Here is a 22,271-nt window from a genome sequence, read left to right on the forward strand (position 1 = left end):
CGTCTACTTCTATTTGACGCTATTCACCCGAATTTCTCTGCGTGTAAATCAGATTTTTTATACAATTATTTTCATTAAATCTAAATTTTTGGCATCTAGTTAAAAAAACTACCTGACCTAAAAAAAGGACAAAATTTAGTAAGTCTTAAATTAGTCACAATCTGCAAGAAAATCCAACTATATAAAGAAAAACCCATGTCTCTTGGACATGAGTTTCGGATGTTATCTTTAGACTAAATCAATCTGGTTTCACTATCATTCCAAACTACCCAACTCTACCACATCTCCGCTGGTGGCCTTCACGGCATAATCACAATCCAGCTTTCCGCACAGCACATACCTCTTCTGCCCAGGATCATATACATAGACGGGTGTTAATTCGAACCATCCCTTGAGCTTGTCATAAGCTTCGTCATGGCTCACAGCAATTTTCCCTTCACTCTTGAATTCATCAAACGTATCGAGCATTAGCTTGTTATCCATATAATTTATAACCTTATAATTGTTCGTATCGATGAACAGAAGGAGCTTACGCTGAAAAATACGATTACTTGATACATTCTTCCTCAATGTCGCTTGAATATGTCCTCTTTCCCGATGTAAAGTCTTCAATATCCATTGTCCGGATTCTTCCGGATAGAGCTGGCTTAAACCAATTTCGACTGCGGTTATACATTGGGCTTGTTCTATGTCTGTGATTGAAAATGAATCTGGATGCGGCTCACGTGCTATTGCCTGTTCGATTGTAACCACTTCTTGCAGACGGATCTCCATCCTTGCGAACTGTTTCGTGTCCGCTTGCTCCCACTGCATTACTTGATCAATATTCAGTCGTGCTCTCGTTCCTGATATCATCTCAAATGGAATTGTGGTTGTTCCATCATTTGTAATGTAGATTTCTTCTATCCCATAGATCGGCAGGAGATGCTTCATCTCGTACACTGGATATTCTATAAGCTGTAGTTGGTTTTTCGCCAGTGCCTCTACCGCTTGAAGCGTGAGAGAATAATCCTCTTTTTGCACAAGGGAACTGGAAGGAAACTGGCGATAGACACTATAAAAAATAATCCTACCTTCCACATCGAAGCGTAACTCCATTCGCCCGCCGGGAGAGATAGGTATACCGTCTATACATTCGGCAAAATAATATTCTCCTCTTTCTTCCTTCAATAGGTAGAATTGTTTACCATATTCAAGCCCTACTTCAGCTTCCATCCACTGAATAACGCCATTTAATTCAATGTTATGGAATGGTGTTCGATTTGCATAAGATTTCCCTCCAACAAAAATAACACTTTTATAGTTACAGGATAGCAAGTCAAGTGTAATGACTGCAGTTCCTTCCGGATTATAATCTTCCTTCCATTCCTTAATGTGAAAAGGAAACCATTCCATACTAAGCAAATAGCCGGTTTCTCCCAGCATCGTAACTTCGCGATAAATTTCTTTTGTATGTAAGTAGTAGTTGTCCAGTCCATAGGTTTGCTGTGTAGCATTAACTAGTTCTTTGATTCGGAAATCCATATCAGTGCACCCCACAAAATTGATACCTATATCATATCATTACTTAGCAATGATTATGAAGCAAAGCGAATCATATCTGCTACATATTCTACGATCTTATGTAACGGGTTTTGCTGGTGTTCAGAAAATGATCAGTAGCTTGGGGTTTAATAATGCAGAGTGTATCAATCGATTGTACAAGTCAGGAAAATTCACCCTGCTGACTCAAACCTTGCCAGAATACTAAACATGTATAGTGAACACATATTTTAATGGAGGTATATCATCATGATTGACATCATTGACGGAAATGCGGCATTAATACATTTTTTTCCACTTCCGTTGCATCTTTATTCTAAGAATATTGCTTGTATTGTTGCTGTGGCGCATGCAGAAGAACGGGGTCCAAATTTAACAGGCCTCATAAATGCTCTATACTCGAAGGGATATACAGATCTTGAACATCTATTAAATTCCACATGGAAAAAGCTATACCAAGTTCCGAGGTTGGGCCAGCAAAGACTGGTGCTTCTACTTAGTTTACTAGAACGAATTTCTGCAGATCCCAAGACTATAGAAACCTATACAGCTGTCCCTCATGTTACCATCCACAGTAAAAAGGAAATGAAAGAATTAACTTTAAAGAGGATCATTAAGAAGTATAACGAAATATCTGTAGAGGTATTAACTGAAGACACCGAAAAAGAAGCTCGTTTAAAGAAAATTAAAGATAGACTCCGAGAAATGGGGATGATCGTATAACAAAACCCCACCAGTATAGTGAAGTGCACCCCTTAGAATAGAAATTGGACAAACCTCTGGGTCATTCCGATTTCTATTCTAGGGGTGTGAATTTCAATTCATTTAGTAATCACGTGCTGCATCGAACCAGTGTTGAGCCATCTCCTCTGTGATAGGCTGGCCAATTAGGTGCTCAGACTGGCTAAGTTGCCATACCGCTTCACCAAGGTCTTCTCGTTCGGTGGTTTCGATGCCCTTAAGATTGTTGAAGCGTACGGTGAAAGCGGTAATGGCGGCCTCGGCTTCAGCAAAGCTACGGGCTTCGGACAAGGTTACCTGTGCAACGTTGTAAGCTTCTTTAGCCAGCTTGGCTAGACGTTTAGCCCAGGAGGAGAATGGGCGGCCAAACTCGGTCGTCCACCACTCTGGCTTTCGTAATTGGCTCACTGAAGCATGGTCGGTCCAAGAACGGGTTTCAGCGCGAGTTTTCATTTGCTTTTTTAGACGCTTGCCAGCGCTTTCTTCGACATTGTAGGCGATGAATCTGTCAAGCAACGGCCACGCGTTCAAGGTCGGCAAGTCCCCCAGATCAGGCATGAAGCGCAGCTCCAGATTCGTTAACTGGGTATGATGAGCTAATAAATTCAGGTGGCAGAAGTTTCCCCACAAACTCAGTGATTTAAGGTTTGGGTACCGGTTTAGACACTCTAGCGAGATGGGCTGTCCCAGCGGTGCGTTATGTAGCGTCAAGCTCGTTACCTGGTGCAGCTCCCCCATATCGGGCAGCAAAAAAGGGGGATCATTCTTACGTCGGCCGGTGCGCGGTGCTAGTGTAAGAGAAGATGGCATTTCGCCTGTGGCCGAGAAGCGTGATAGATCGCCGGACACACTCAGGCGGAAAGGCTGCTTCGGAAGTATTAGGCTAAGGGACCTCCCGGATGGTTCCAACTCGACATGTAAGCCATGCAAATTGGACTGACTGGCGTCCGCCACCGTGTCTGCAGACAGGATCGGAGTCCATGTCATCTCTTCAATGGGACGTTTCTGTGCCCAGTCAAAGAAGCCTGAATCACTGCCTGTATAATGCAGAAATCGCGGCCAGGGAGAGCCAGCCGGTGTGGCAAAGACATCGAATACGGTCCAATCGATAGGCGCATCAGACGCGACATGAAGGTCAACCTTTTTCCCCAATTGCGACGGACCCATGGATAGACTGCCCACACCGGGCTTAAGGACAAGAGTATGACTACGTGGACCTGTCAGGTTGATAGGATAACTACCAACTTCTCTAACAGAACCAGCTGAAGGACCAGCTTGGCTATCATTTGGCATTTCTATCATCCTTTCCTCTAATGCATATCAAGATCTAACTATTCACACCTGACTCTATCTTCTCTGTAATAAATTGTTTGAATCTTGTAAAATACCGCTCTGATGCTTCCCAGCGCCTAAGATCCAAATAGGACATGTCCTGCTTGCCATATTGATCGGGCGGCTGATAATGCCGGGAAACATAAGTTCCATTGTCCAGTGTATAAAAATAATACGCTTCATCTGGAGTCCTGATTTCAACCCGACCATGTAGGAGGTCTCCGTCCTCGTCCGTATGCGTTTGACGGAAGCTGTAACATTTGGAGCCGTCCCAGAACCCGCCATTCTCCTCCACTTCCGAATATAATCCCTGAATTGCAGTGTGTTGCAAAATGTCTTGCACATACTGTACCTCAATGTTTCGTAAATAAAGCTCAGCCATATTAACGCAGGTCAGCAACATCGTCCAGCAATCGCTAATCTCTGCTAGTTGTTCCTGAGACTCTTCTGTAATGTCCTCCCACTCAGACCCTTCTTCTATGGTTCTCTTCAACAAACCGACAGAATGATCTTGCTCCAGCCAAATATAATAGTGATGCCGGTTATCATTCATATAAACGCTAAGATCCCGCTCATCCCCGTCAGCATCAATATGCTCCAGTTGAACTTTGAAAAAAACGTCTTGCTCGCGAAAATTAAAAGAAGGCTTGTCACTTGGCATTAAAATACACTGCGTCAACTTCAATATATTTTCTTCATCGATTGTGTTATGGGTGAAATATAAATGAACAGCTTTCTTGCTAGCGGGGGATTCCTTTATTTTTTTTAGAGCAGAACGGCCTTCTTTGATTACGTTCACCAGTGTGCCAAAGGAAAAGTCCTCCTCATCCTCTTCCATATCCAAAAAAACTTCATCAATCAACACTTCATGAATGTCTACCGGAAGCTCCTGAAATACGCCGTCCCCCTCCCACACATTTACTAAGCAGGCGATCGATTTATGTCCGTCCACTTTGAAACTGTACTCGTCATCCTGAACCAAAACCGCAGCGCTGAGATCACCTTTAACAATCGTTTCCCCATGATTGTAGGAGCCGCATAATATTTCCTCAATCATCAGGTTGCCCGAAACATAAATTTCCTGACCGCCTACAGCTATATTTTTCGCACTCATATTACCGGTCACCAAAAGCCCTATGGCACCATCCGTTTCTTTATTATAAAGATTGTCTACAGTAAAATTTCCTTCTATAAAAATGATGATTACCTCTTTTTGTTGCGGGAAAGGTTGCTCCCAATCTAGATTAAGAGAAGGCAGCGTCAAATCCCCTTCATAGTAAGCGGCAAGTTGCTCGTCACTAAAATCTTGGTAAAACTTCGCCCACCAAGATCCTTCGGGAAATTTATCTGCTAGTTGGCTAATAGGAATGAATCTGAAAAGATTGCTCATAAATTATTTTCCTCTCATTTTAAATCCGAATATAGTAGACGATTTCCGAAAGCGGAGGCTTCTACTCCGCCGCTTCCGCCAACCATACTTGCATAGCTGGAGATTCTGCCCGATTCAAACGGAGGGCGATTTCAGTATTGATCTCATCCGGCGGCATGGCTTCGACAAGGACGCATACTGACTCTCGCAGTTGATTCAAGGCAAACACACCTTCATCATCGAGTATTTTCATCGCCAGCTCCATGGCCTTCAGCCTCAAATCAAACTCGCGATTCACTTCGTCATTCTCAAGATCAGCAATGAAAGAACGCTCGGTAAATCGTTGTTTAACATTATCAAAGTTCTCATCGCCGAAACAACAATAGGGCGAATCCGCATAAGACCATTTGATAAGTTCCGCAATCGTCGATGCCGGTGTGTCACTTTCGACGCCTTGCCTGGCTGCTTCTACCTCCAAAGCTTCCCACGACCAGGCGGAGATACTTGGCGCATGTCCCTCGCCAGTAGTGTAAAGGGTACAGTAATAGTAACGTTCGCCATTTTCAAAAAGAGCGCGAAAAGACGTTCTAGCAGCATCGGCGATCTCTATCGCCAGCCTCTCTATTTCTTGCATCGGCTTCCTCCTTTCCGTTAGTGGATCCGTTCAGGCAGGATGTCTTCTATTTGCTCCAGCCTTCTAGAAATGATATGGCGGTGCTTTTTCTACTACAAGGTTATCAGGATGAACATCAGTTGGCTCATAGTCATTCATACGGAGAAGGATATACTCAATCTCTTCTAATGGCATCTGCAATTTCTGGCTGACTTCATAAAGATCCATGTCTTGCGAAAGTAGGTCCCGTGCTTGATTTAACTTTCCATTTAGCCAATTGTTTTCGAGCATCCATTTTTTCACTAGGTCCAGTAGTTGATTTTGGTTTTCCTTAACTGCATGCTTATTATATTTAGCAACTGACTCTGACAAATAGTTAAAAAGGTGAATACCTAATCCCTCACGTTGCTCATGCTTGGACATCCGTTGGTACTGCTCATAACTTATGCTGATATCTAATTCGAGGGTATGATCCCTGCTATCAAACCGTCTGGATGTTTTTCGGCCATAACCTTCAGGTAAAATACGCAATACAAAAAAGATATCATAGGGAAACTCCCATGTATTTGCTAATTCCTCTAAGGGCAGCAGTTCATCTCTCAATTGACCCACACACGTTCCATGTGTATCCAAAGTAAAAACTAGTTTCATGCCTACCTCCCTCTCCCAGACTTACGGAGCACCCAGATTAGCTGTTATTTTCTGAAATCGCTTCGCAGCCTTTCAACAAGAGCCACTGCTCCATTACGGCAAACGCTTGCCCCATATCCTGTTCATAGAAGATGGCCACCTCTTGCTGGTAGGCATAATTCAACCGTACATAGCCTCCCAGCTGCCGGTAGAACAGGAAACAAACATAGGCATTCTCAATAAACAAATCCGGCGGAAATTCATGTTGGCACAATCCAGCCAGTTCGGGTAGCGTAAGCTGGTCCTGCCCTTGTGGCAAACGCAAAAAGCGATGGCTGCGAGTGCCCGTCCACGGTTCATAATAGACGCTCTCCCCTTGACTGATTCCATACACCTGACGATAAATTTCGTCCAGCACCAAGGCGTACAACCCTTCGTCTTCCTGATCCCCTGCCTGCAGGGAAATCGCCTTTACGTGCTCCGCATGCCGAGGTAGCCAAAGCAGCCCAGCTGTCTGGGGATGTATTGCCAGAAAATCACCGTCCACCGTTGTACCTATAACGATACACTCACCGATCTGTTGTTCAGTAATGGGGCTATACTCGTCATGCTCCCATAATCCGTATTCTGCAAAAGGTTTGAGCACCTCCGCATCCGGAAACTGAACATTCAACCACCCTCTGTAAGTCCCTTCGCCGAATCGCCGCAAAAACCGGAGGTAGCCCGGTGGATAAACAGTGGCGTCTTCCTTTGCAAGTGCTTGGTTTTGACCATCAGACAGCGGTTTTGGCCGAGATACGATGTACATAAATACTCCTCCTGCTGCCCCCAACATGCAACTCTTCCAGATAAGAGAATTCTTTAAAATATTGCAGGTTGAGCAGCTTTTTTATCTAAGATAATACTGAAATTTTAGAGAGTGCAACATATCAATCCCAATTTTTGAATTCTCCAGCTTGGCCAATGCCTCGGTGTAATTTGCCCTGAACTATTTGCCACCCATCACAAGCCCATATTTATTGAAAATCCACGATTTGCTCAAATCGTGAATCGCACCATGGCTTATACGCACAGAAGGCTTTTGCTCCTTCATAGCATCTGCATCATGCGCCGAGAAGCGAAGCGGCTTTGTCATTTTTTTAATAGCACCCGTTATTTCATCGAAAAACGTATATGTTAACGGCTTATGATCCCGAATATCCTCATAGATATAATACTTCCCTTTTTCATCTTCCAAATCTATTTGAAAGCCTTTAGGAAATGATAGCAAGATACACGGCAGTTCATCCTCTGCCCATTGTCCGTTATATGGAAAATAGACACTCTCATTTCTCGCGAAAAATCCGGAGCTTTCATTATCAGACGTAACAGAAATGGAATAAACAAAGAAAGGGGGACCCTCATTCCTTTTTTTCTCTGCCGTAAAATAATGATAAAAGGTCTGATATGCTTCATACACCTGTTTCAGATCATGCTCTGTCTGGGCATAATTGGTTAGATGAAATTGCGCTTGCTTATGTTCAAAACGCTTCAAAACGCTTTCAAACTCTTCCGGCCTGATGAAGAATCTAAGTTTATAAAATCCGCTGTTCTTTAATTTATCCATTTCTTTTCGCTCACCGCCATGTATTAAAATGTCATCTCAGAGGTCCTTAGCCATTTACTCGTGTATTTTCAAAATTCATATTTCACAAATCGATTTTTGAGAGCTTCTTCGTACGGGATCCACTCCCAGTCACTCCATAAAGACATGCTTACGATTTCTGACAGCTTATCTACGGCTTGTCCCGGACTCGTAATGCCAATGAAGCCGTCAAAATCCTCATTACGGATATCCAACGCTTTTCGCAAGTAATCATCATTGAGACGCTCTTCCCGGAGTAGTTCATATTCATCCCTCGTCCACTGCTCACAAAAGATCTTTTCGGCTTGAATGTCTCCATTCTCGAACAACGACAACTCGAATATCTCCTCATTCATATATCCGGCGGTCATCACTGGCTCCCCGGTAAGCTGGGACAACGTTTTACCGGCCTTCTTCACCGTACCCCATACAAAATAATCGTGGAGCACGCTGATCCAGTTTTCGTTGCTTTTGCTTACATACATTACAACCTTGTTCTCTGGAGCTTCATGATTTTTCTTGCCTAATACTTTGGCATGCCCTTCGCTTAGCTCTCTTAATGCTTCGACAGTCTTCTCAAGGTTGTTCGACTTGATATGCAAATTTGCGAATGATCTTCCCACGAAATGGCCTCCTCTAATCGCTTTTTTAATCAGCCGGATTCTTATTTATATCCTATTGATCGGGTCTATGAATGTCTCATATTTCCATTATAGTGATCGCTTGTCCTGAGTCTACCTACTTTTCACCTGGATTTTAGAAATAACCTTTGCACAGAAAGAGTTATAACCTTGACCAGTCAGCACAATCTCTAGTCCCTTCCCCACTCCGCTCTTAAAAAAAGGAGGGTATCCCTCTGCCATTTTATGACGTTTAGGACACCCTCTGTCGAACTATTCCGTACCCCCACAACACTCTTCATCTTTCCAAAACAAAATTTTTTCGTCGTCACTTTACGTAAGGTTCAGCGCGCTGGCTGTAACGGCAAGTTCTGATTTTATATTACCGTTCGATCAATCCTTACTCTAGGCAGTTACCGACTCGCTGCCTCGATGATCCAGTCGGTCAAATCGTTGATTTGTCTTTTCACGGCGATTGGGTCGCGGTACCAGGATTGGTTCTCCGTCCATAAAAATACCCGATTGTTGCGAATCGGCTCTAGCGACCCCCAGATTGGATCAGCCTGCAGCGATTCCAAGCTGGCTTCCGTCGTCAGAATCAAATAATCACCCATGTACTCCGAAAGTTTCTCCAGCGAAAATTCATAGTAGGATTCCTTCAGCATAAATTCTGGAACCGTCGTCGGCGGCTTCAGCCCCATTATTTCATACATCAGCCGGCCGCCTCGTCCCGACTTCGGACCAAAAAGGCTCACGTTTCCATCGTACTCTTGCATAATCGAAAGCGTCTCTCCTTCGGGAACGGCTTGTTGGACTTTCTCCCGAATGTCTGCAATGTCCTTCTCGAATTGTTCGTTCCATTTCTCCGCTTCCTCACGTCTATCCAGCAACTCGCCAAAATACAGCATTTCTTCCTGAATGGATACAAACTGATTGTAAGGAACCGATACCGTAGGTGCGATCATCTGATATTTCTCGACTACCTCAGGCTGTGGATTATGCGTTATGATTAAATCCGGATTGAGTTCCAGCAGCTTCTCTAACGAGTCGCCTACATCCGTCACGACGTCCAGCATTCCCTCGAGATAAGGACTCGACATCAAGAACGATTCGGCTGCGATCGGCTGGACTTCCAGAGCAAGTACGGTGCCGAGATAAGAAATTGCCGCTACGCGCTGAGGGTGTGCAGGAACTTCGACATCGCCGAAAGCGGTCTTGACTACCTTGATCTCAGAAGATGCCAAAACCTCTGACTCTTGAGTAATCATGGTTGGAGAAGCGCTGACGGCAACCTGGCTGTTCGTTGCACCTCCGTTGTTCACCGACCCACCACAAGCTGTTAACATCACGGTCAAACATAACAGCATCACTGCATAAAAACTTCTGGTTGCTCTAGTCATTTTATTCGCCCCATCCTGTTGAAATTGATAATCAATATCACTCACATAAAAAGGATAGCTTAATGACCGGCTTAGAACAACGGACGATTGTGACATATTCCTTGCATAATCTGAAACGAACTGGCCGTATCGTTTACGATATTGACCTGGCGTCATGCCGGCATGCTTTTTGAACATGCGGCTGAAATAAATGAGGTCCGGATAACCGACATGTGATGCTATTTCCTGTTGTGTTGCTATCGTGCCGGCCAGCAGAGCCTTCGCATCTTCCATTCGGAAACGAATGACGTAGTCCAGCGGACTGAGCCCTGTCTGTTCTTTAAATTTTCGCGATATATATTGTTGGCTGTAATTCAATTGCCGAGCAAGCTCCTCAAACGAGATCGACTGGCGATAATTCCTGGACAAATGTCGAATAACTTGCTCCGATAAAGATGGCTCGCCGGCTCCGAACAGACGCTCCCTCAGGACAGCGTGAACGAAGCGGATAAAGTCTCCCTTGGCCGACAGCCGGGTCAATCCGTCGTCAGATTTAAGCCAACCGTCGCGTATCGTTTGAAGCAGCTCAAGCATGGCCAGCGGTTCGCCAGGCGGGAACCCCCAGCTTTCCAGAAACGGGTCGGATTCCTCCATCATCATATGAAATTCGCACGAGGCCGAAGCGGGGAGAAACGCTTTGTAGAGTACGATATATACATTCAGCGCTTCTCGGCTCCGAACCGTCACCAGAGAGCCTTTGCCGGCGTGCAGTACATGGAAACGATCGCACAGCCATACCTCATCGTCAACCCACAACTCGCCTTGTCCTTGAAAAGCGAATAAAAATGCGCTTGCCGGCAAACGGTATTGATTCAAATCGTTGTCGATTCCGGCCTGCTTTAGCCGTACGTCCAGTACACTCATAATCACCTGGTTCCATATTTGTATAAGTTTCAGAACATCCATAACTGATTCGCAAACTCCCTTTAAATTCTCAAGAGATAATCATTCTCAATTGAATCATGTTTCTAAACACAATAACGAATACGTCTAGCGCTGTCAATAAGGTGTTGCCGAATGAGACGAGGATGCGAATAGCGAGGCATACGGCTATTTTGCCGGAGCCTAGCCCAAAAGCAAAAGACGCTGATCCGCAAACATACGTGCGGAACTAGCGTCTATCAATGAATCGTGAGGGCCCTTTTTTTGATCTCACAATTATCGTAATCATTGGCATACTTTAATGTCGCCTGCTTAGTAAATGCCTGTCTCTTTCGCAAGGGAATTTTTGTAGGCTGCAATTTTGTCTTTCAACATCTTCTCTGTGGCTGTTAAGTTTCTGATTTGGCTCTGTATAGAGTTACTATGATTCTCAAGAAGGTTCAAGCGGGCTTGGGCCGTATGCTCTCCTTCTAAATATAACTGCGCATATTCTCTAATTTGTGAGATCGGCATTTGGGTTTGTTTCAACCTCATCACAAATCGCAGCCAAGCAAGATTGGAGTCATCATATATTCTTTCTCCATTCGCATTCCGCATCGGAGCAATAATCTTTTCCTTTTCATAATATCTCAGTGTATATGCGGTAATCCCTAGTAATTTGGCTACATCGCTGATCGTATACATACAAGCCCCCGAATCTATGTTGATTTTAAGAGTCCCCATAATTATAAAAAATATTTGACTTAGAGTAAACTCTAAGCTTTATGATTACATCGTTGTTGAAACACTAAATATTCTTGTAAAAACGGAGGAATTCACATGAAATATACTGTAATTACAGGCGCCAGTTCAGGTATAGGTTATGAAACCGCTCTAGCCTTTGCGGCTCACGGTAAAAACTTAATTGTTACAGCCCGCAGAAGGGAGCAACTGGAGGAGCTAAAATCTGAAATCAATCATAACTACCCCGATGTAGATGTCGTTATTCGAGTAACTGACTTATCCGTTTCTAGTAATGCTTATAAGCTTTATGAGGATCTACAAGGGTTCGAAATCGAAACTTGGATCAACAATGCGGGGTTTGGAAATTTCGCTTCAGTGGCCAAGCAAGATTTAGATAAAATTTCTGCAATGCTGCATCTGAACATTGAATCGTTGACGATCCTTTCCTCTCTATTCGTTCGTGATTATTCCAATGTTGAAGGAACACAATTAATCAACGTTTCATCCGGTGGCGGCTATACGATTGTTGGAAATGCCATTACGTACTGTGCGACTAAGTTCTATGTGAGTGCCTTTACTGAAGGACTCTCTCATGAGTTGAAGAGTCAAGGTGCACTTATGCAGGCTAAAGTGCTAGCACCTGCCGCAACAGAAACAGAATTCGCGAAGCTTTCTTTCGATATCCCCGAATTCGAATATCATGGGACTGTGCCGAAATATCATACCGCGAAGGAAATGGCTGGATTCATGCTTGACCTGTATGATAACGATCATGTTGTGGGGATTGTTAATGGTTTGACGTACGAGTTCGAGTTGAGAGACACCCTCTATAATTATGTGGCGAGCACGCGATAAGCTCATCTTGTAATGGCAAGTTAAGAAGCATTACCATCCATTACGGATCGCTATGCTTCGACAATGATGTATCCCCTAAATCCCCTATCAAAAAAAGGCTGCCAATCCCTTCCGGGCGGCAACCTTTGATTTTCACTCTACGACAACGCCAACATCGCGTTCATATCTTCTTCAGCAGTAGTAATTAGCTTCAATCCAAAAAGCTCTACCAGAACATCCAGTACACCTGCTGAAATGAACTCGGGTGGCTTTGGTCCGATGCGAATGTCCTGAATGCCGAGACTGAACAAGCCTAGCAGAATGGCTACTGCTTTTTGCTCAAACCAAGATAGCACGATGCTGACAGGCAGTTCGTTCACCGTACACTCAAATGCCTCAGCCAGAGCCATGGCAATCTTCACTGTAGAACCGGAATTATTACATTGCCCAAGGTCAATGTAACGCGGAATACCGGTGTCTCCAACGGTGCCATAATCTACGTCATTAAAGCGGAACTTTCCGCAAGAAGTCGTTAAAATGACAGTATCGTTCGGTAAGGAAGTCGCCAACTCACGGTAGTAATTCCCGCCAGTACCTGGCGCATCACAGCCAGCAATGACGAAAAACCGGCGGATATGCCCGTCTTTGACAGCTTGAATGATCTCTGGTGCTAACCCGATTACAGTTTCATGATGATATCCGGTCGTAAGTACCAGATCTGACTCTACATCAGCCGCAGGTAGGGACAACGCACGATTAATTAATGGGGAGAAATCGTCGCCCGTTATTTTCTCTACACCTTCCAGCCCCGCTACTTCATATGAGAAAAAGCGGTCTGCATACGTGCCTTTAATCGGCATTACACAGTTTGTGGTAGCAAGAATTGCACCGGGAAACTTCTCGAACAATCTACGCTGATCATACCATGCTTTGCCGATGTTGCCTTTCAGATGCTTATACTTTTTGAGTGCAGGATATCCATGCGCAGGCAGCATTTCTGAGTGGGTATAAATGTTGATGCCTTTCCCCTCTGTCTGCCGCAGTAATTCCTCCAGCGCATATAAATTATGTCCTGTTACAACAATACATTGACCTTCAATTTTGTTCTGACTGACTGTGATCGGTTGCGGAATGCCAAAGCGGTCCGTATGCGCACGATCCAGTACATCCATGATGCGAACCGCCGCATCCCCGACCTTCATCGCCATCTCCAAATGTTCCTGTGTATTAAAGTTGGAATTGGTCAACGTCATATACAAAGCTTCGTGGGTGATACGATCCACCTCGGGATCGCTATATCCTAGCTGCCGGGCATGTGTCGCATACGCTGCAATTCCTTTTAATGCAAAAATCATCGTATCCTGCAAACTCGCAATGGTTTCATTTTTGCCACATACCCCTACAACGGTGCATCCGCCATTCGGTGTCTGTTCACATTGGTAACAAAACATATCGTTATCCTCCATATCTAGATAATCATTCGTTACTTCCAACGTAACAGAACACCAAAGCTTGAGTTGTGATTACACACACATTTTTTTAGATCAAGCAGATTTAAATGTCCTTCTATTTATAACAACCATTAATACAATAACGCTTAAACAAATGAAAATATTAATCTCAAAAACCAATTTGAACGCCTGCAACTGACTCCCTTGTCCTGTCTCTCCACTCATCACACCAAGTCCAAGTGCTGAGCCAAAGACCATACCCGCATTTCTTGTTAAAGCAATTAATCCGCCAATCGAACCCACGTGTTCCCGAGGTGTCTGCTGCATAATGAAGCTATTATTAGGAGAGGCAATGAGCCCCATACCAAGGCCAATAAGAGATAGAATCGCCGCGATTCCATAAATCGGTATATGATCTAAATACACCAGTAACAAGATAAACCCGCTTCCCATGCAGCTCAGTCCCATAAGCATCAGACGATGAGAGCCATAACGGTCGGAGCAGTAGCCTGCGAGAGGACCTGCAAACGCCAAGGCAATGGGATAAGCCGCCATAATATATCCTGTCGTAGATGACGAGAACGGAGCCGACGCCCCCATCAAATAAAATGGAATGAGGACAAGCAATGTATTAGATAAAATAAAAGAGGCACAGCTAACGATCAAGCCTCCCGCTACAGTTGGAATTTCCAATGCTTGTAAGGGTAGAAAAGGATTCTTTTGCTTCCGCTCCCAGAATAGAAAAGTAATCAACAACAAGGAAACCCCCACCAAACTTGTCATTGTCCGCACGGACACCCAGCCCCATTTGCTCCCATTTGTTATTACGAGAAGAACCAAGGTGATGAATGCCATAAACAAGCTGGCCCCCACGAAGCTGACAGCACCCGGCTTGCGCTCTTGCACACGGTTCGGTATGTACCGATATGCCATAATTGTAGCCACAATCGCCACAGGAACATGGATTAAAAACAACCATTTCCAGCTCAGCCACTCTGCAATCAAACCTCCCGCTATAGGTCCCGTCATCCCGCCCAGCGCGACAGCTGTACTTAAAATTCCGAGTGCACGACCTCTTTGCTCTTTCGGCATATGAATGGTAATGAGTGCAATATTAGTTGCTTGAAACATTGCAGCTCCTACTCCTTGTACAACTCTGAGCGTTAGCAATATTGGCAGATTAGGTGAAAAAGCGACTAGGACAGAACCAACAGTAAAAATAATAAATCCAAGATTGTGAATCCGGCGAAAACCATAACGGTCGCCTAGTTTCCCCATAACAGGAAGAAGAGCCGTAATCACTAGCAGATAACCTGTTGTGATCCATAATCCCTTCCCAAGCTCTGTCTGAAAATAATTCACAATAAAAGGAAGCGACACATTCACAATTCCAGCTGTAAAATGGGAAATAAACGCCCCCATACAAATAGCCGCCATCATTCCCAGCCGCTGCCCGTGTGTGCTTTTAAACTCTATATCTTTTGCTGCCATCATGTTGATCCCGTCCCTACTCATATTGTTTAAGAATTACTAACAATTATAAGTAGATCCCTTGCAAGAACAATCCCATAAAGATGGGATGGAAATGGTTTAGGCGAATATGTCTATCAGTATAGGTGAGGAAAATCAGAGGTCCTGCGAAACAGCAAAAAGCGGCACATTTAAGTGCCGCCACTGAATTATTATCTATAAGAGTCATGCGTTGGGCGAAACAAATCTTCTTCGGAACTTCTGACCATAGAAAAATGTTCGACATTGTAGTGCCCATGTAATGTTTTATTGTGATGCTTGATGATTTGTTCTGCACTTAAAACATCATTGTCCGTTGTAGAATGACCATCTCCGACCAATGTAACATCCATGCCGCTAACCGTAGCCGTCCGAACCGCAGTATCGATGCAGTGTTGAGTTTTACATCCCATAATCACCACATGCTCAATCTGCTGATCTTTCAGATATTGTAGCAGCTCAGTTCCGTGAAAAGAATTCGTTGCCAGCTTATCAAAGATTTTGGCATTTGCAGACCTGTTGATTTCATTGTGAACTTGAAAGCCTGTACCTGTTCCTTCAGCGACATCTAGATCCCTAACGAACACAACTTCGACATCGGCTTCTTTTGCTTGTTCAATCACTTTATTAATATTCCGGATAAGCTGCTCTTTATTGAATACTGCACTTTCCTTTTCGTTTCCATCCATTAATTCTTGTTGTGCATCGATGATTAATAATACCTGATTCAAATGATTTTCCCCTTTCGAATGGTGGGGAAACGTCAACACGCTTGATCAGTTAAACGTTATCCCCATATCATTTTGCAAGCTGACATTGTTTTTCATAATATCTACCTCCCAATAAAAATGGTATATAAACTTTAATCTTATAATTTAAGACTTTTTTAGTTTACCATATTTTTAAAATGTACTCTCTAAAAACTTTGATTGCTACATCCATTGATACATCATAAAAATGGTGGAAATCAGATTAGTCAGCCCGTGCAGAACCCAACCTGGAATGATCGAACCGCCGGATAATTTCTCATCCAACATTCCGATGCTCCAACCCACAAAACCTGTAAGAATCATTACAACAGCAGAATTCAATAATCCGGAACTGCTGTATAACAGCACAGCATGTACGACACCAAATAATAAAGCTTGAGCACAGTTTCCAATTCCGAATCCGAATTTCGAACTTAACCGTTTACCAATGAAACCGCGGAACAGAATCTCTTCGGACAAGCTAGTCTGCAACCAAGAATAAATCAATGCCGGAATCAAACCTTTAAGACCTGTACCATAAAACTGTGAGCTGGCCAAAGTATTCTTATCCAGCATATAGATTGCTGTAAGCATTCCCAGGCTGGTGAATATAGTCATGGTAAGTATAAACCATAGTATGAACTGCTTCCTAGAAAGCAATTGGGGTTTCTTCCAGCCAATCCACATGGCAAAGGATGAAGTTGTTCTGCTTGTAAAAAACCAGTATGTATAAGGAATGATGCTGAATAAGATGAGCTGAAGGACTGCACTGATGAGCAATGACAATGTCAACGGAATACCCTCCCTTTAATAAGAACAGCCTCAATATATCATGGACCGCTGCTTACCAGCGGAAAGAGACCGTAACTTGCAGGTTAGGTGGAGTAGTTGGTTGCGGATTGCTACTCAGGCAGTGGTAATACCGCCAACATCATGAACTGCCCATTCTCATATCTGAAACTGACGCTTCCTTGAAGCTGTTGAACCGCATACTCAATGCTTTCGATTCCGAACCCTCTACGCCCAAAGTTCCGCTTGCTGGACAAAAAAGAGCCCTGCCCGTCCTCTGTAAGCAGAGATGCTTGATTCTTTAAAGAAATCACCAATAACCCGTCGCTATAAATCACTTCCAGCTCAATAACATTCTGCTCTGACTCTGGTAATCTCTGAACCCCTTCGATTGCATTATCTAATGCATTGCCTAAAATAATTGCAATTTCAACCTCTTTGCCTGCAAGTGACAGGTCCTGCGGGATGCGAAAATGAGATTGCATTGTAACTTGATGTAGCTCGGCTTTGGCGAACTTCTCATTATAGATGGCATCAATAGCTATATTTCCAGAAGAAATATACTTTTCTCCTGCCTCCTGTGTCGAAGCAAGCTCCGCAATATATCGCTTGGCTTCTTGTACAGCTCCTTCATCCAGCAGAGAATGAATAAGGATCAACACATGGTTCAGATCATGCCGCAAACGCTGTGCTTCCTGATTATCTTTCAGTTTACTCGTGTAATCCTTCACTTGCTGCTGAAGCACATGATTATGCAATTCTATTTGCATCCGTTTCATTAACTTTTGATATATAAACATTACAGCCACATTAATTACAAGAATCCCAAGCAGGATGAATACAAAATCAAACGGAATATCAAAAGGTTTATCACTGGAATGTCTCAGATTCACAATAATAATAAGCAAAGAACCCGCCGAAACAAGATTCAGCACAGCCCAATCCTGATTCGACAGTAACGTTGTGGTATCCACTTTGAACAATCGCAGCAATAGCAGACATAACATGATGCTTAGCAAAACAACAAATAGGAAAGCAAAAGATAACCACCAGAAATTAACTGTATCTATTCCCTCGGCATTGAGTGGGATATGCTGAATCCCAGACCATACCAGCATCTCAATAACCACCGTAAACACTGTATAGAAACTGCTAAAGAACAGCTTTTGTAGCACACTGCCGCGGAAATAAAAAATAGTAATCAGACTATACACAAGCAGGTGAAGGATGACCGAATCAACTAGAGGTAAGCTAGCAGCGGTAAGCGATTTAATTATATAAAAGATAATAAGACAACCTATAAATGACTGTTTGCTCCTGCTCAGGATCAGGAATTTCTTGAGAAAAATATAAAATGTGACCCCTTGCGGGACATATATAAGGACGAGCATAAATACACCAAAAAAGTAAGGACTAATCTCCCGGATGAAAGACATTTATCTTAAGAGCCTCTTTTCTATAAAGGCATGGTATGACCGTAAAGAATCAGAGCTTCTACTGCGGCTGACGGGAAGCTCCACCCCGTTCTTCAGCTGAATAAGTTCTTTGCTTAAAGAACGAACATACAGCCAATTTACCAGGAATCCCGTATGTACGCGACAAAAATCATGTGATCCCAGCTGTCCTTCCAACTCTCTCAGTTTGCCATAATACGAGTAAGTCCCTTGTTCAGTACAAAGGACCAATTTTTTGCCTCGTTCTACCGTGATATACATAATATCATCTACCCTTAAATTATAGCTCATATGATGGATTGAGAATGACAGCACGTTGTTTCTTTGCATGCATTGCTGAATGGCTTTGACTGTGGCGGTCTGCAGTTCATGTTCATCAATGGGTTTCAGTAAATAGCGAAAGGGATGAACCGCAAAGCTTCTTCTCATATAACTTGTATGGCTGGTGACATAGATAATTAATACCCTGGCATCTTTGAGCCGGATCTTCTCTGCGACTTCTATACCGTTATACTCGGGCATCTCCATATCCAGATAAACTATATCGTATGCGGTAGTCGTCATTGCCTGAAGCAGGGTTTGGCCTGATTCAAAAATCTCAATAGAGGCAGTCATCCCTTGCAGGCTGGTTATCTGCTTCATGAGTAATTCTTCCAATCGCGAGGCATCTTGCCTCTGATCGTCACAGATTGCAATGTGAAGATTCATATTATGTATCCCTCCAAGTGAACGTAATTCTATCATATTATAATTTGAAAAAATATGAAGAACCGCCAATAAGCCGATCCTCTCGGACCGGCCTATAAACTCTTTTTTACAGGGAAGTTTCTACCCTAGTCAATTCATCGGAAGAGCGGACGCCAGCCGCCGAAACTGGATGAAAATAAACAGAGCGGTCAGCATCACCACAATTCCTGAACCGAGGAACCATAGCTGCACACCGTATCGATCCACCACAGGTCCTGCCAACAGCAGCCCAATTGGCGAAGACAACATCATAATGCTGGTCACGAGTGAAATGACACGCCCAAGCATCTCGGGTTCAAAAGAACGTTGGATCATCGCCATGAAGGGACCGTTGAAGAAGGGTGCCGCACTGCCCATCAAGAACGAGAGAATGGCAAAGATCACAAATGCATTCGGACCAATCAAACCACTGATCACACAGGTAAGACCGATGACTAGCAGACCTACGCTCATATAGCTAATGTCGCTCCATTTAGATGAGAACATCGACAATAGCAGACCACCTAAAATCATCCCGATGCTGAACACCGCTTCCACCAGGCTGGCACTGTATCCTCCACGGCCAAAATGAGACAATGTCATATAAGGAAACAGTGTCGCTAACGGCATAAATGCGATACTAAACACCGCAGTAGCCCCCGTAATCAACACAATGGGTTTCGCTTGAATGAGTGCGTTCCAACCCAAACGGAATTCTTGAACGAAAGACGGCGCAGCTGAAGACTGCACTTTAGGCTGATGGATCTTCACCATGAACAGCATCAGATTCGCAATCAAAGCCCCGGCCACATCGAGTAGTAATACTGCCCCGAGCGAAGTTGCCGAGTAAACCGCTATCCCAAGTGCAGGACCCATTACATTCGAGAAAGAGAACACCATCTGCTGCCAGCCCGCGACTCTTGTCAATTCTTCTTCAGGTGCAATCAACGGTACAGCCGCCTGAAAAGCCGGAGCATGAAAGGCTGATGCCGCCGAACGCAAGCTCAGAATGACATACACAAAGCCAAGTCCCGGTTCCCCCCACATGAAATAAATACCTAATATCAGACTGAAGAGCGCAATTGCGCTATCAGCAATAATCATCGTTATTTTACGATTCCAACGGTCCAGCCAGACCCCTACAAAAGGACCCAAGACCGCTTGCGGCAAAAACGCTGCCAACCCAGCAATCATCAAAACTGCCGCTGACCCTGTCGATTCCGTCAAGTGCCAGATCACCGCGAATTGAACCATCGAACTCGTGAGAATCGAGAAAATCTGTCCGCTAAAAATAAGGGCGAAGGCTTTTTCCCATTGTATTTGCATAAGGTCATCTCCTTTGATTAAAAACTTAAATAAACTCATTCCATGAGCATAGGCACACTGAAACAGGCACATCACAAATAAACTCATTTCCATATCTCAAAAAAATGAATGAGTCCACTTGTCTTGCACCACTGATTACCATAAACGAATGGAATGGGTCACAAGGAGCACCTCCTGGAAAAAATTATGTTCATTATAACATCGCATCTCTTCCCTGAGCCAGTTCCAATTGTTCTTTTTACGAAAAATTTGATCTATCTCTATCTTCCGAATAAATTCCTAAATAAGGGAGAAGATAAAAATCACTTAACATCTCATTTATTTAAGGAGAATTGCATGCGGAAATTTTTTAACGCCAAGACACCTCCGTCTAATCCTAAGGTGCACCCTCAATTGGAAGCCGAAAATGAGCTTTCAATGAAGGATCTTTTTTCCCATGCTATCTCTGCGTCTCTCGAAGACAACTTACAGATTATTAATAATTGTTTTGCGAATTGTTCGGACCTAAAGGTTATTCCATGGCATTATGGCCCGGATCTTAAGTATGAAGCCTCATCCGTCTATTTCAATACACTTACTAAGTCTGACCCTACAAATTATTTTAAAGATGTCTTGCAGAATTTAGTTCCGCATGAGCTGGGTCCCACCTTGGACGTGACCGTTGAAGATGTCATCTCCTATTTTGAAAAAAATGGTGTTTCATCACCGCTGCTTGAATTAATGGACAATATCGGTCAAGCCATTAAGGGGATTCTTGATGGGAAAGTTGTCCTTTTCTTTACAGGTTGGCAAAAAGCCGTTGCCTATTATGCCTTCGATGTAGAACAGCGCCAAACCTCTGAGCCCATTTCAGAGCCTACTGTTCAAGGTCCCCACGTCAGCTTTATAGAAAGCTTGGAGCGTAATGTAGGTGTTATTCGTAGTTTGCTGAAATCTACTAATCTTAAGTTCGAGTTCTTTACCTCTGGTAAGCAGGTTCAAAGAACGTTGTCCTATGGTTATCTGGATGGAGTAGTCAAACCAGAAACATTAAATCAATTCAAACAACGGATAGCAAGTATTGATCAGGAAGAAATTCTTGACGTCTCCTATCTCGAAGAGTGGATCGGTGATTCGCTCTACTCACCATTTCCACAAGTCCGCTATACAGAACGACCGGATACAGCTATAACAGCACTGCTAGACGGAAAGATTATTGCTATGGTTAACGGAAGTCCTTCCATTCTGATCTGTCCCGGGAATTTCATGGAGTTTTTTACGAATAGCGAAGATTATTACTACCGGACTATTTTTTCATCATTGATAAGACTGATTAGGGTCGCTGCCTTCATCATCGCCCTGCTGTTACCCAGTACCTATATTGCCTTATCCAACTTCCATTCCGAACTAATTCCCACGGTTCTGCTGCTTGCTATTCTAAACACACGCGAAGGAATCCCCTTTCCGGCTATGGTTGAAGCTTTGATCATGGAGTTTTTCTTTGAGCTATTGAGAGAGGCGGGCATACGCTTACCCAGACCGATTGGATCGGCCGTCAGTATCGTTGGGGCTTTGGTCATTGGACAAGCTGCTATTCAATCGCAGATTGCCTCTCCGGTCATGGTCATTGTCGTCGCTTTGACGGGCATTGCCTCATTTGCGCTACCACAATACAATATGGCAATTGCGCTGCGGATTTTACGGTTTCCCTTAATGATTCTCGCGGCAACATTCGGAGGACTTGGCATCATGGTCGGTTTTATTCTAATTTATCTCCATCTGGCTACCTTGCGCTCTTTAGGAGAACCGTATTTAGACTCGTTAGCTCCGTTAGATCTTAAAAGAGTACGTGATTCTATTTTTCTACTTCCGAGAAGACTGCTGCTTCATTCACCACGGAATCGACACCTATATAAAAAGACTTCGGGAAGGAAGTAGA

21 protein-coding genes are annotated in these 22,271 nt (G+C 43.8%); 4 read left to right on the forward strand and 17 right to left on the reverse strand.

Going from position 1 to position 22,271, the window contains the following annotated elements; genetic code table 11:
• Positions 1-255: 255 nt before the first annotated feature.
• Positions 256-1,524: a hypothetical protein gene (locus tag MHI25_RS19795; RefSeq protein ID WP_340394041.1), complete on the reverse strand. Its 1,269-nt coding sequence runs from the start codon at positions 1,522-1,524 to the stop codon at positions 256-258.
• A 49-nt stretch (positions 1,525-1,573) separates the two neighbouring features.
• Between MHI25_RS19795 and MHI25_RS19800 the strand changes: the two genes are divergently transcribed.
• Both MHI25_RS19800 and MHI25_RS19805 read left to right on the forward strand, forming a co-directional pair.
• Positions 1,574-1,750: a hypothetical protein gene (locus tag MHI25_RS19800; RefSeq protein ID WP_340394042.1), complete on the forward strand. Its 177-nt coding sequence runs from the start codon at positions 1,574-1,576 to the stop codon at positions 1,748-1,750.
• 41 nt (positions 1,751-1,791) lie between these two features.
• Entirely contained in the window at positions 1,792-2,265 is a 474-nt protein-coding gene (locus tag MHI25_RS19805) for a hypothetical protein (protein WP_340394043.1), read from the forward strand.
• 102 nt (positions 2,266-2,367) lie between these two features.
• On the opposite strand, the gene MHI25_RS19810 is transcribed toward MHI25_RS19805, so the two are convergent.
• The 9 genes from MHI25_RS19810 to MHI25_RS19850 form a co-directional block, all read right to left on the reverse strand.
• A complete protein-coding gene (locus MHI25_RS19810; RefSeq protein WP_340395695.1) occupies positions 2,368-3,576 on the reverse strand; it encodes a hypothetical protein in 1,209 nt (402 codons plus the stop codon).
• Positions 3,577-3,610: 34 nt separating this feature from the next.
• On the reverse strand, positions 3,611-5,005 hold the full coding sequence (locus MHI25_RS19815; RefSeq protein WP_340394044.1) for a hypothetical protein: 1,395 nt from the start codon (positions 5,003-5,005) through the stop codon (positions 3,611-3,613).
• Positions 5,006-5,066: 61 nt separating this feature from the next.
• Entirely contained in the window at positions 5,067-5,618 is a 552-nt protein-coding gene (locus MHI25_RS19820; protein ID WP_340394045.1) for a DUF4303 domain-containing protein, read from the reverse strand.
• Positions 5,619-5,681: 63 nt separating this feature from the next.
• Positions 5,682-6,248, reverse strand: a complete 567-nt coding sequence (locus MHI25_RS19825; RefSeq protein WP_076182888.1) for a hypothetical protein — start codon at positions 6,246-6,248, stop codon at positions 5,682-5,684.
• Positions 6,249-6,285: 37 nt separating this feature from the next.
• Positions 6,286-7,035 carry a hypothetical protein gene (locus MHI25_RS19830; RefSeq protein WP_076301696.1) on the reverse strand — a complete coding sequence of 250 codons (750 nt, stop codon included), beginning with the start codon at positions 7,033-7,035 and terminating at the stop codon, positions 6,286-6,288.
• Between the two features lie 180 nt (positions 7,036-7,215).
• On the reverse strand, positions 7,216-7,833 hold the full coding sequence (locus tag MHI25_RS19835) for a hypothetical protein (RefSeq protein WP_340394046.1): 618 nt from the start codon (positions 7,831-7,833) through the stop codon (positions 7,216-7,218).
• A gap of 68 nt (positions 7,834-7,901) precedes the next feature.
• On the reverse strand, positions 7,902-8,474 hold the full coding sequence (locus MHI25_RS19840) for a hypothetical protein (protein ID WP_076190730.1): 573 nt from the start codon (positions 8,472-8,474) through the stop codon (positions 7,902-7,904).
• Between the two features lie 410 nt (positions 8,475-8,884).
• Positions 8,885-10,816 (reverse strand): AraC family transcriptional regulator, encoded by a 1,932-nt coding sequence (locus MHI25_RS19845; protein ID WP_340394047.1) that lies wholly within the window; start codon positions 10,814-10,816, stop codon positions 8,885-8,887.
• 288 nt (positions 10,817-11,104) lie between these two features.
• A complete protein-coding gene (locus tag MHI25_RS19850; RefSeq protein ID WP_076182898.1) occupies positions 11,105-11,476 on the reverse strand; it encodes a MerR family transcriptional regulator in 372 nt (123 codons plus the stop codon).
• A 135-nt stretch (positions 11,477-11,611) separates the two neighbouring features.
• Here MHI25_RS19850 and MHI25_RS19855 point away from each other — a divergent pair, with 135 nt between their 5' ends.
• Positions 11,612-12,370: an SDR family NAD(P)-dependent oxidoreductase gene (locus tag MHI25_RS19855; RefSeq protein ID WP_340394048.1), complete on the forward strand. Its 759-nt coding sequence runs from the start codon at positions 11,612-11,614 to the stop codon at positions 12,368-12,370.
• Between the two features lie 137 nt (positions 12,371-12,507).
• Here MHI25_RS19855 and hcp read toward each other — a convergent pair whose 3' ends face one another.
• From hcp to MHI25_RS19890, 7 genes are all read right to left on the reverse strand, one after another.
• Positions 12,508-13,800 (reverse strand): hydroxylamine reductase, encoded by a 1,293-nt coding sequence (hcp, locus tag MHI25_RS19860; protein ID WP_340395696.1) that lies wholly within the window; start codon positions 13,798-13,800, stop codon positions 12,508-12,510.
• A 93-nt stretch (positions 13,801-13,893) separates the two neighbouring features.
• Positions 13,894-15,294, reverse strand: a complete 1,401-nt coding sequence (locus MHI25_RS19865) for an MFS transporter (protein ID WP_340394049.1) — start codon at positions 15,292-15,294, stop codon at positions 13,894-13,896.
• Between the two features lie 188 nt (positions 15,295-15,482).
• On the reverse strand, positions 15,483-16,040 hold the full coding sequence (locus MHI25_RS19870; protein ID WP_076127240.1) for a cysteine hydrolase family protein: 558 nt from the start codon (positions 16,038-16,040) through the stop codon (positions 15,483-15,485).
• 201 nt (positions 16,041-16,241) lie between these two features.
• Positions 16,242-16,850, reverse strand: a complete 609-nt coding sequence (locus MHI25_RS19875; RefSeq protein WP_076190720.1) for a CPBP family intramembrane glutamic endopeptidase — start codon at positions 16,848-16,850, stop codon at positions 16,242-16,244.
• A 110-nt stretch (positions 16,851-16,960) separates the two neighbouring features.
• Entirely contained in the window at positions 16,961-18,283 is a 1,323-nt protein-coding gene (locus MHI25_RS19880) for a GHKL domain-containing protein (RefSeq protein WP_340394051.1), read from the reverse strand.
• Positions 18,284-19,009, reverse strand: a complete 726-nt coding sequence (locus MHI25_RS19885) for a LytTR family DNA-binding domain-containing protein (protein ID WP_076190714.1) — start codon at positions 19,007-19,009, stop codon at positions 18,284-18,286. It abuts the gene before it with no gap.
• 129 nt (positions 19,010-19,138) lie between these two features.
• Positions 19,139-20,353, reverse strand: a complete 1,215-nt coding sequence (locus MHI25_RS19890) for an MFS transporter (protein ID WP_340394053.1) — start codon at positions 20,351-20,353, stop codon at positions 19,139-19,141.
• Positions 20,354-20,689: 336 nt separating this feature from the next.
• Between MHI25_RS19890 and MHI25_RS19895 the strand changes: the two genes are divergently transcribed.
• Complete coding sequence (locus tag MHI25_RS19895; RefSeq protein WP_340394055.1) at positions 20,690-22,270, forward strand: spore germination protein; 1,581 nt, start codon at positions 20,690-20,692, stop codon at positions 22,268-22,270.
• Position 22,271 lies beyond the last annotated feature (1 nt).

The sequence above is a fragment of the Paenibacillus sp. FSL E2-0177 genome, assembly GCF_037992975.1.
In the GTDB taxonomy this organism is placed as follows: domain Bacteria; phylum Bacillota; class Bacilli; order Paenibacillales; family Paenibacillaceae; genus Paenibacillus_AQ; species Paenibacillus_AQ odorifer.

Bases quoted from the DNA above. Each gene is read 5' to 3' on its own strand.
- MHI25_RS19865 (WP_340394049.1), bottom strand. From the start codon at position 15,294: ATGATGGCAGCAAAAGATATAGAGTTTAAAAGCACACACGGGCAGCGG.
- MHI25_RS19855 (WP_340394048.1), top strand. From the start codon at position 11,612: ATGAAATATACTGTAATTACAGGCGCCAGTTCAGGTATAGGTTATGAA.
- MHI25_RS19830 (WP_076301696.1), bottom strand. From the start codon at position 7,035: ATGTACATCGTATCTCGGCCAAAACCGCTGTCTGATGGTCAAAACCAA.
- hcp (WP_340395696.1), bottom strand. From the start codon at position 13,800: ATGTTTTGTTACCAATGTGAACAGACACCGAATGGCGGATGCACCGTT.
- MHI25_RS19845 (WP_340394047.1), bottom strand. From the start codon at position 10,816: ATGGATGTTCTGAAACTTATACAAATATGGAACCAGGTGATTATGAGT.
- MHI25_RS19890 (WP_340394053.1), bottom strand. From the start codon at position 20,353: ATGCAAATACAATGGGAAAAAGCCTTCGCCCTTATTTTTAGCGGACAG.
- MHI25_RS19835 (WP_340394046.1), bottom strand. From the start codon at position 7,833: ATGGATAAATTAAAGAACAGCGGATTTTATAAACTTAGATTCTTCATC.
- MHI25_RS19800 (WP_340394042.1), top strand. From the start codon at position 1,574: ATGATTATGAAGCAAAGCGAATCATATCTGCTACATATTCTACGATCT.
- MHI25_RS19805 (WP_340394043.1), top strand. From the start codon at position 1,792: ATGATTGACATCATTGACGGAAATGCGGCATTAATACATTTTTTTCCA.
- MHI25_RS19825 (WP_076182888.1), bottom strand. From the start codon at position 6,248: ATGAAACTAGTTTTTACTTTGGATACACATGGAACGTGTGTGGGTCAA.
- MHI25_RS19895 (WP_340394055.1), top strand. From the start codon at position 20,690: ATGCGGAAATTTTTTAACGCCAAGACACCTCCGTCTAATCCTAAGGTG.
- MHI25_RS19815 (WP_340394044.1), bottom strand. From the start codon at position 5,005: ATGAGCAATCTTTTCAGATTCATTCCTATTAGCCAACTAGCAGATAAA.
- MHI25_RS19810 (WP_340395695.1), bottom strand. From the start codon at position 3,576: ATGCCAAATGATAGCCAAGCTGGTCCTTCAGCTGGTTCTGTTAGAGAA.
- MHI25_RS19820 (WP_340394045.1), bottom strand. From the start codon at position 5,618: ATGCAAGAAATAGAGAGGCTGGCGATAGAGATCGCCGATGCTGCTAGA.
- MHI25_RS19880 (WP_340394051.1), bottom strand. From the start codon at position 18,283: ATGTCTTTCATCCGGGAGATTAGTCCTTACTTTTTTGGTGTATTTATG.
- MHI25_RS19850 (WP_076182898.1), bottom strand. From the start codon at position 11,476: ATGTATACGATCAGCGATGTAGCCAAATTACTAGGGATTACCGCATAT.
- MHI25_RS19795 (WP_340394041.1), bottom strand. From the start codon at position 1,524: ATGGATTTCCGAATCAAAGAACTAGTTAATGCTACACAGCAAACCTAT.
- MHI25_RS19885 (WP_076190714.1), bottom strand. From the start codon at position 19,009: ATGAATCTTCACATTGCAATCTGTGACGATCAGAGGCAAGATGCCTCG.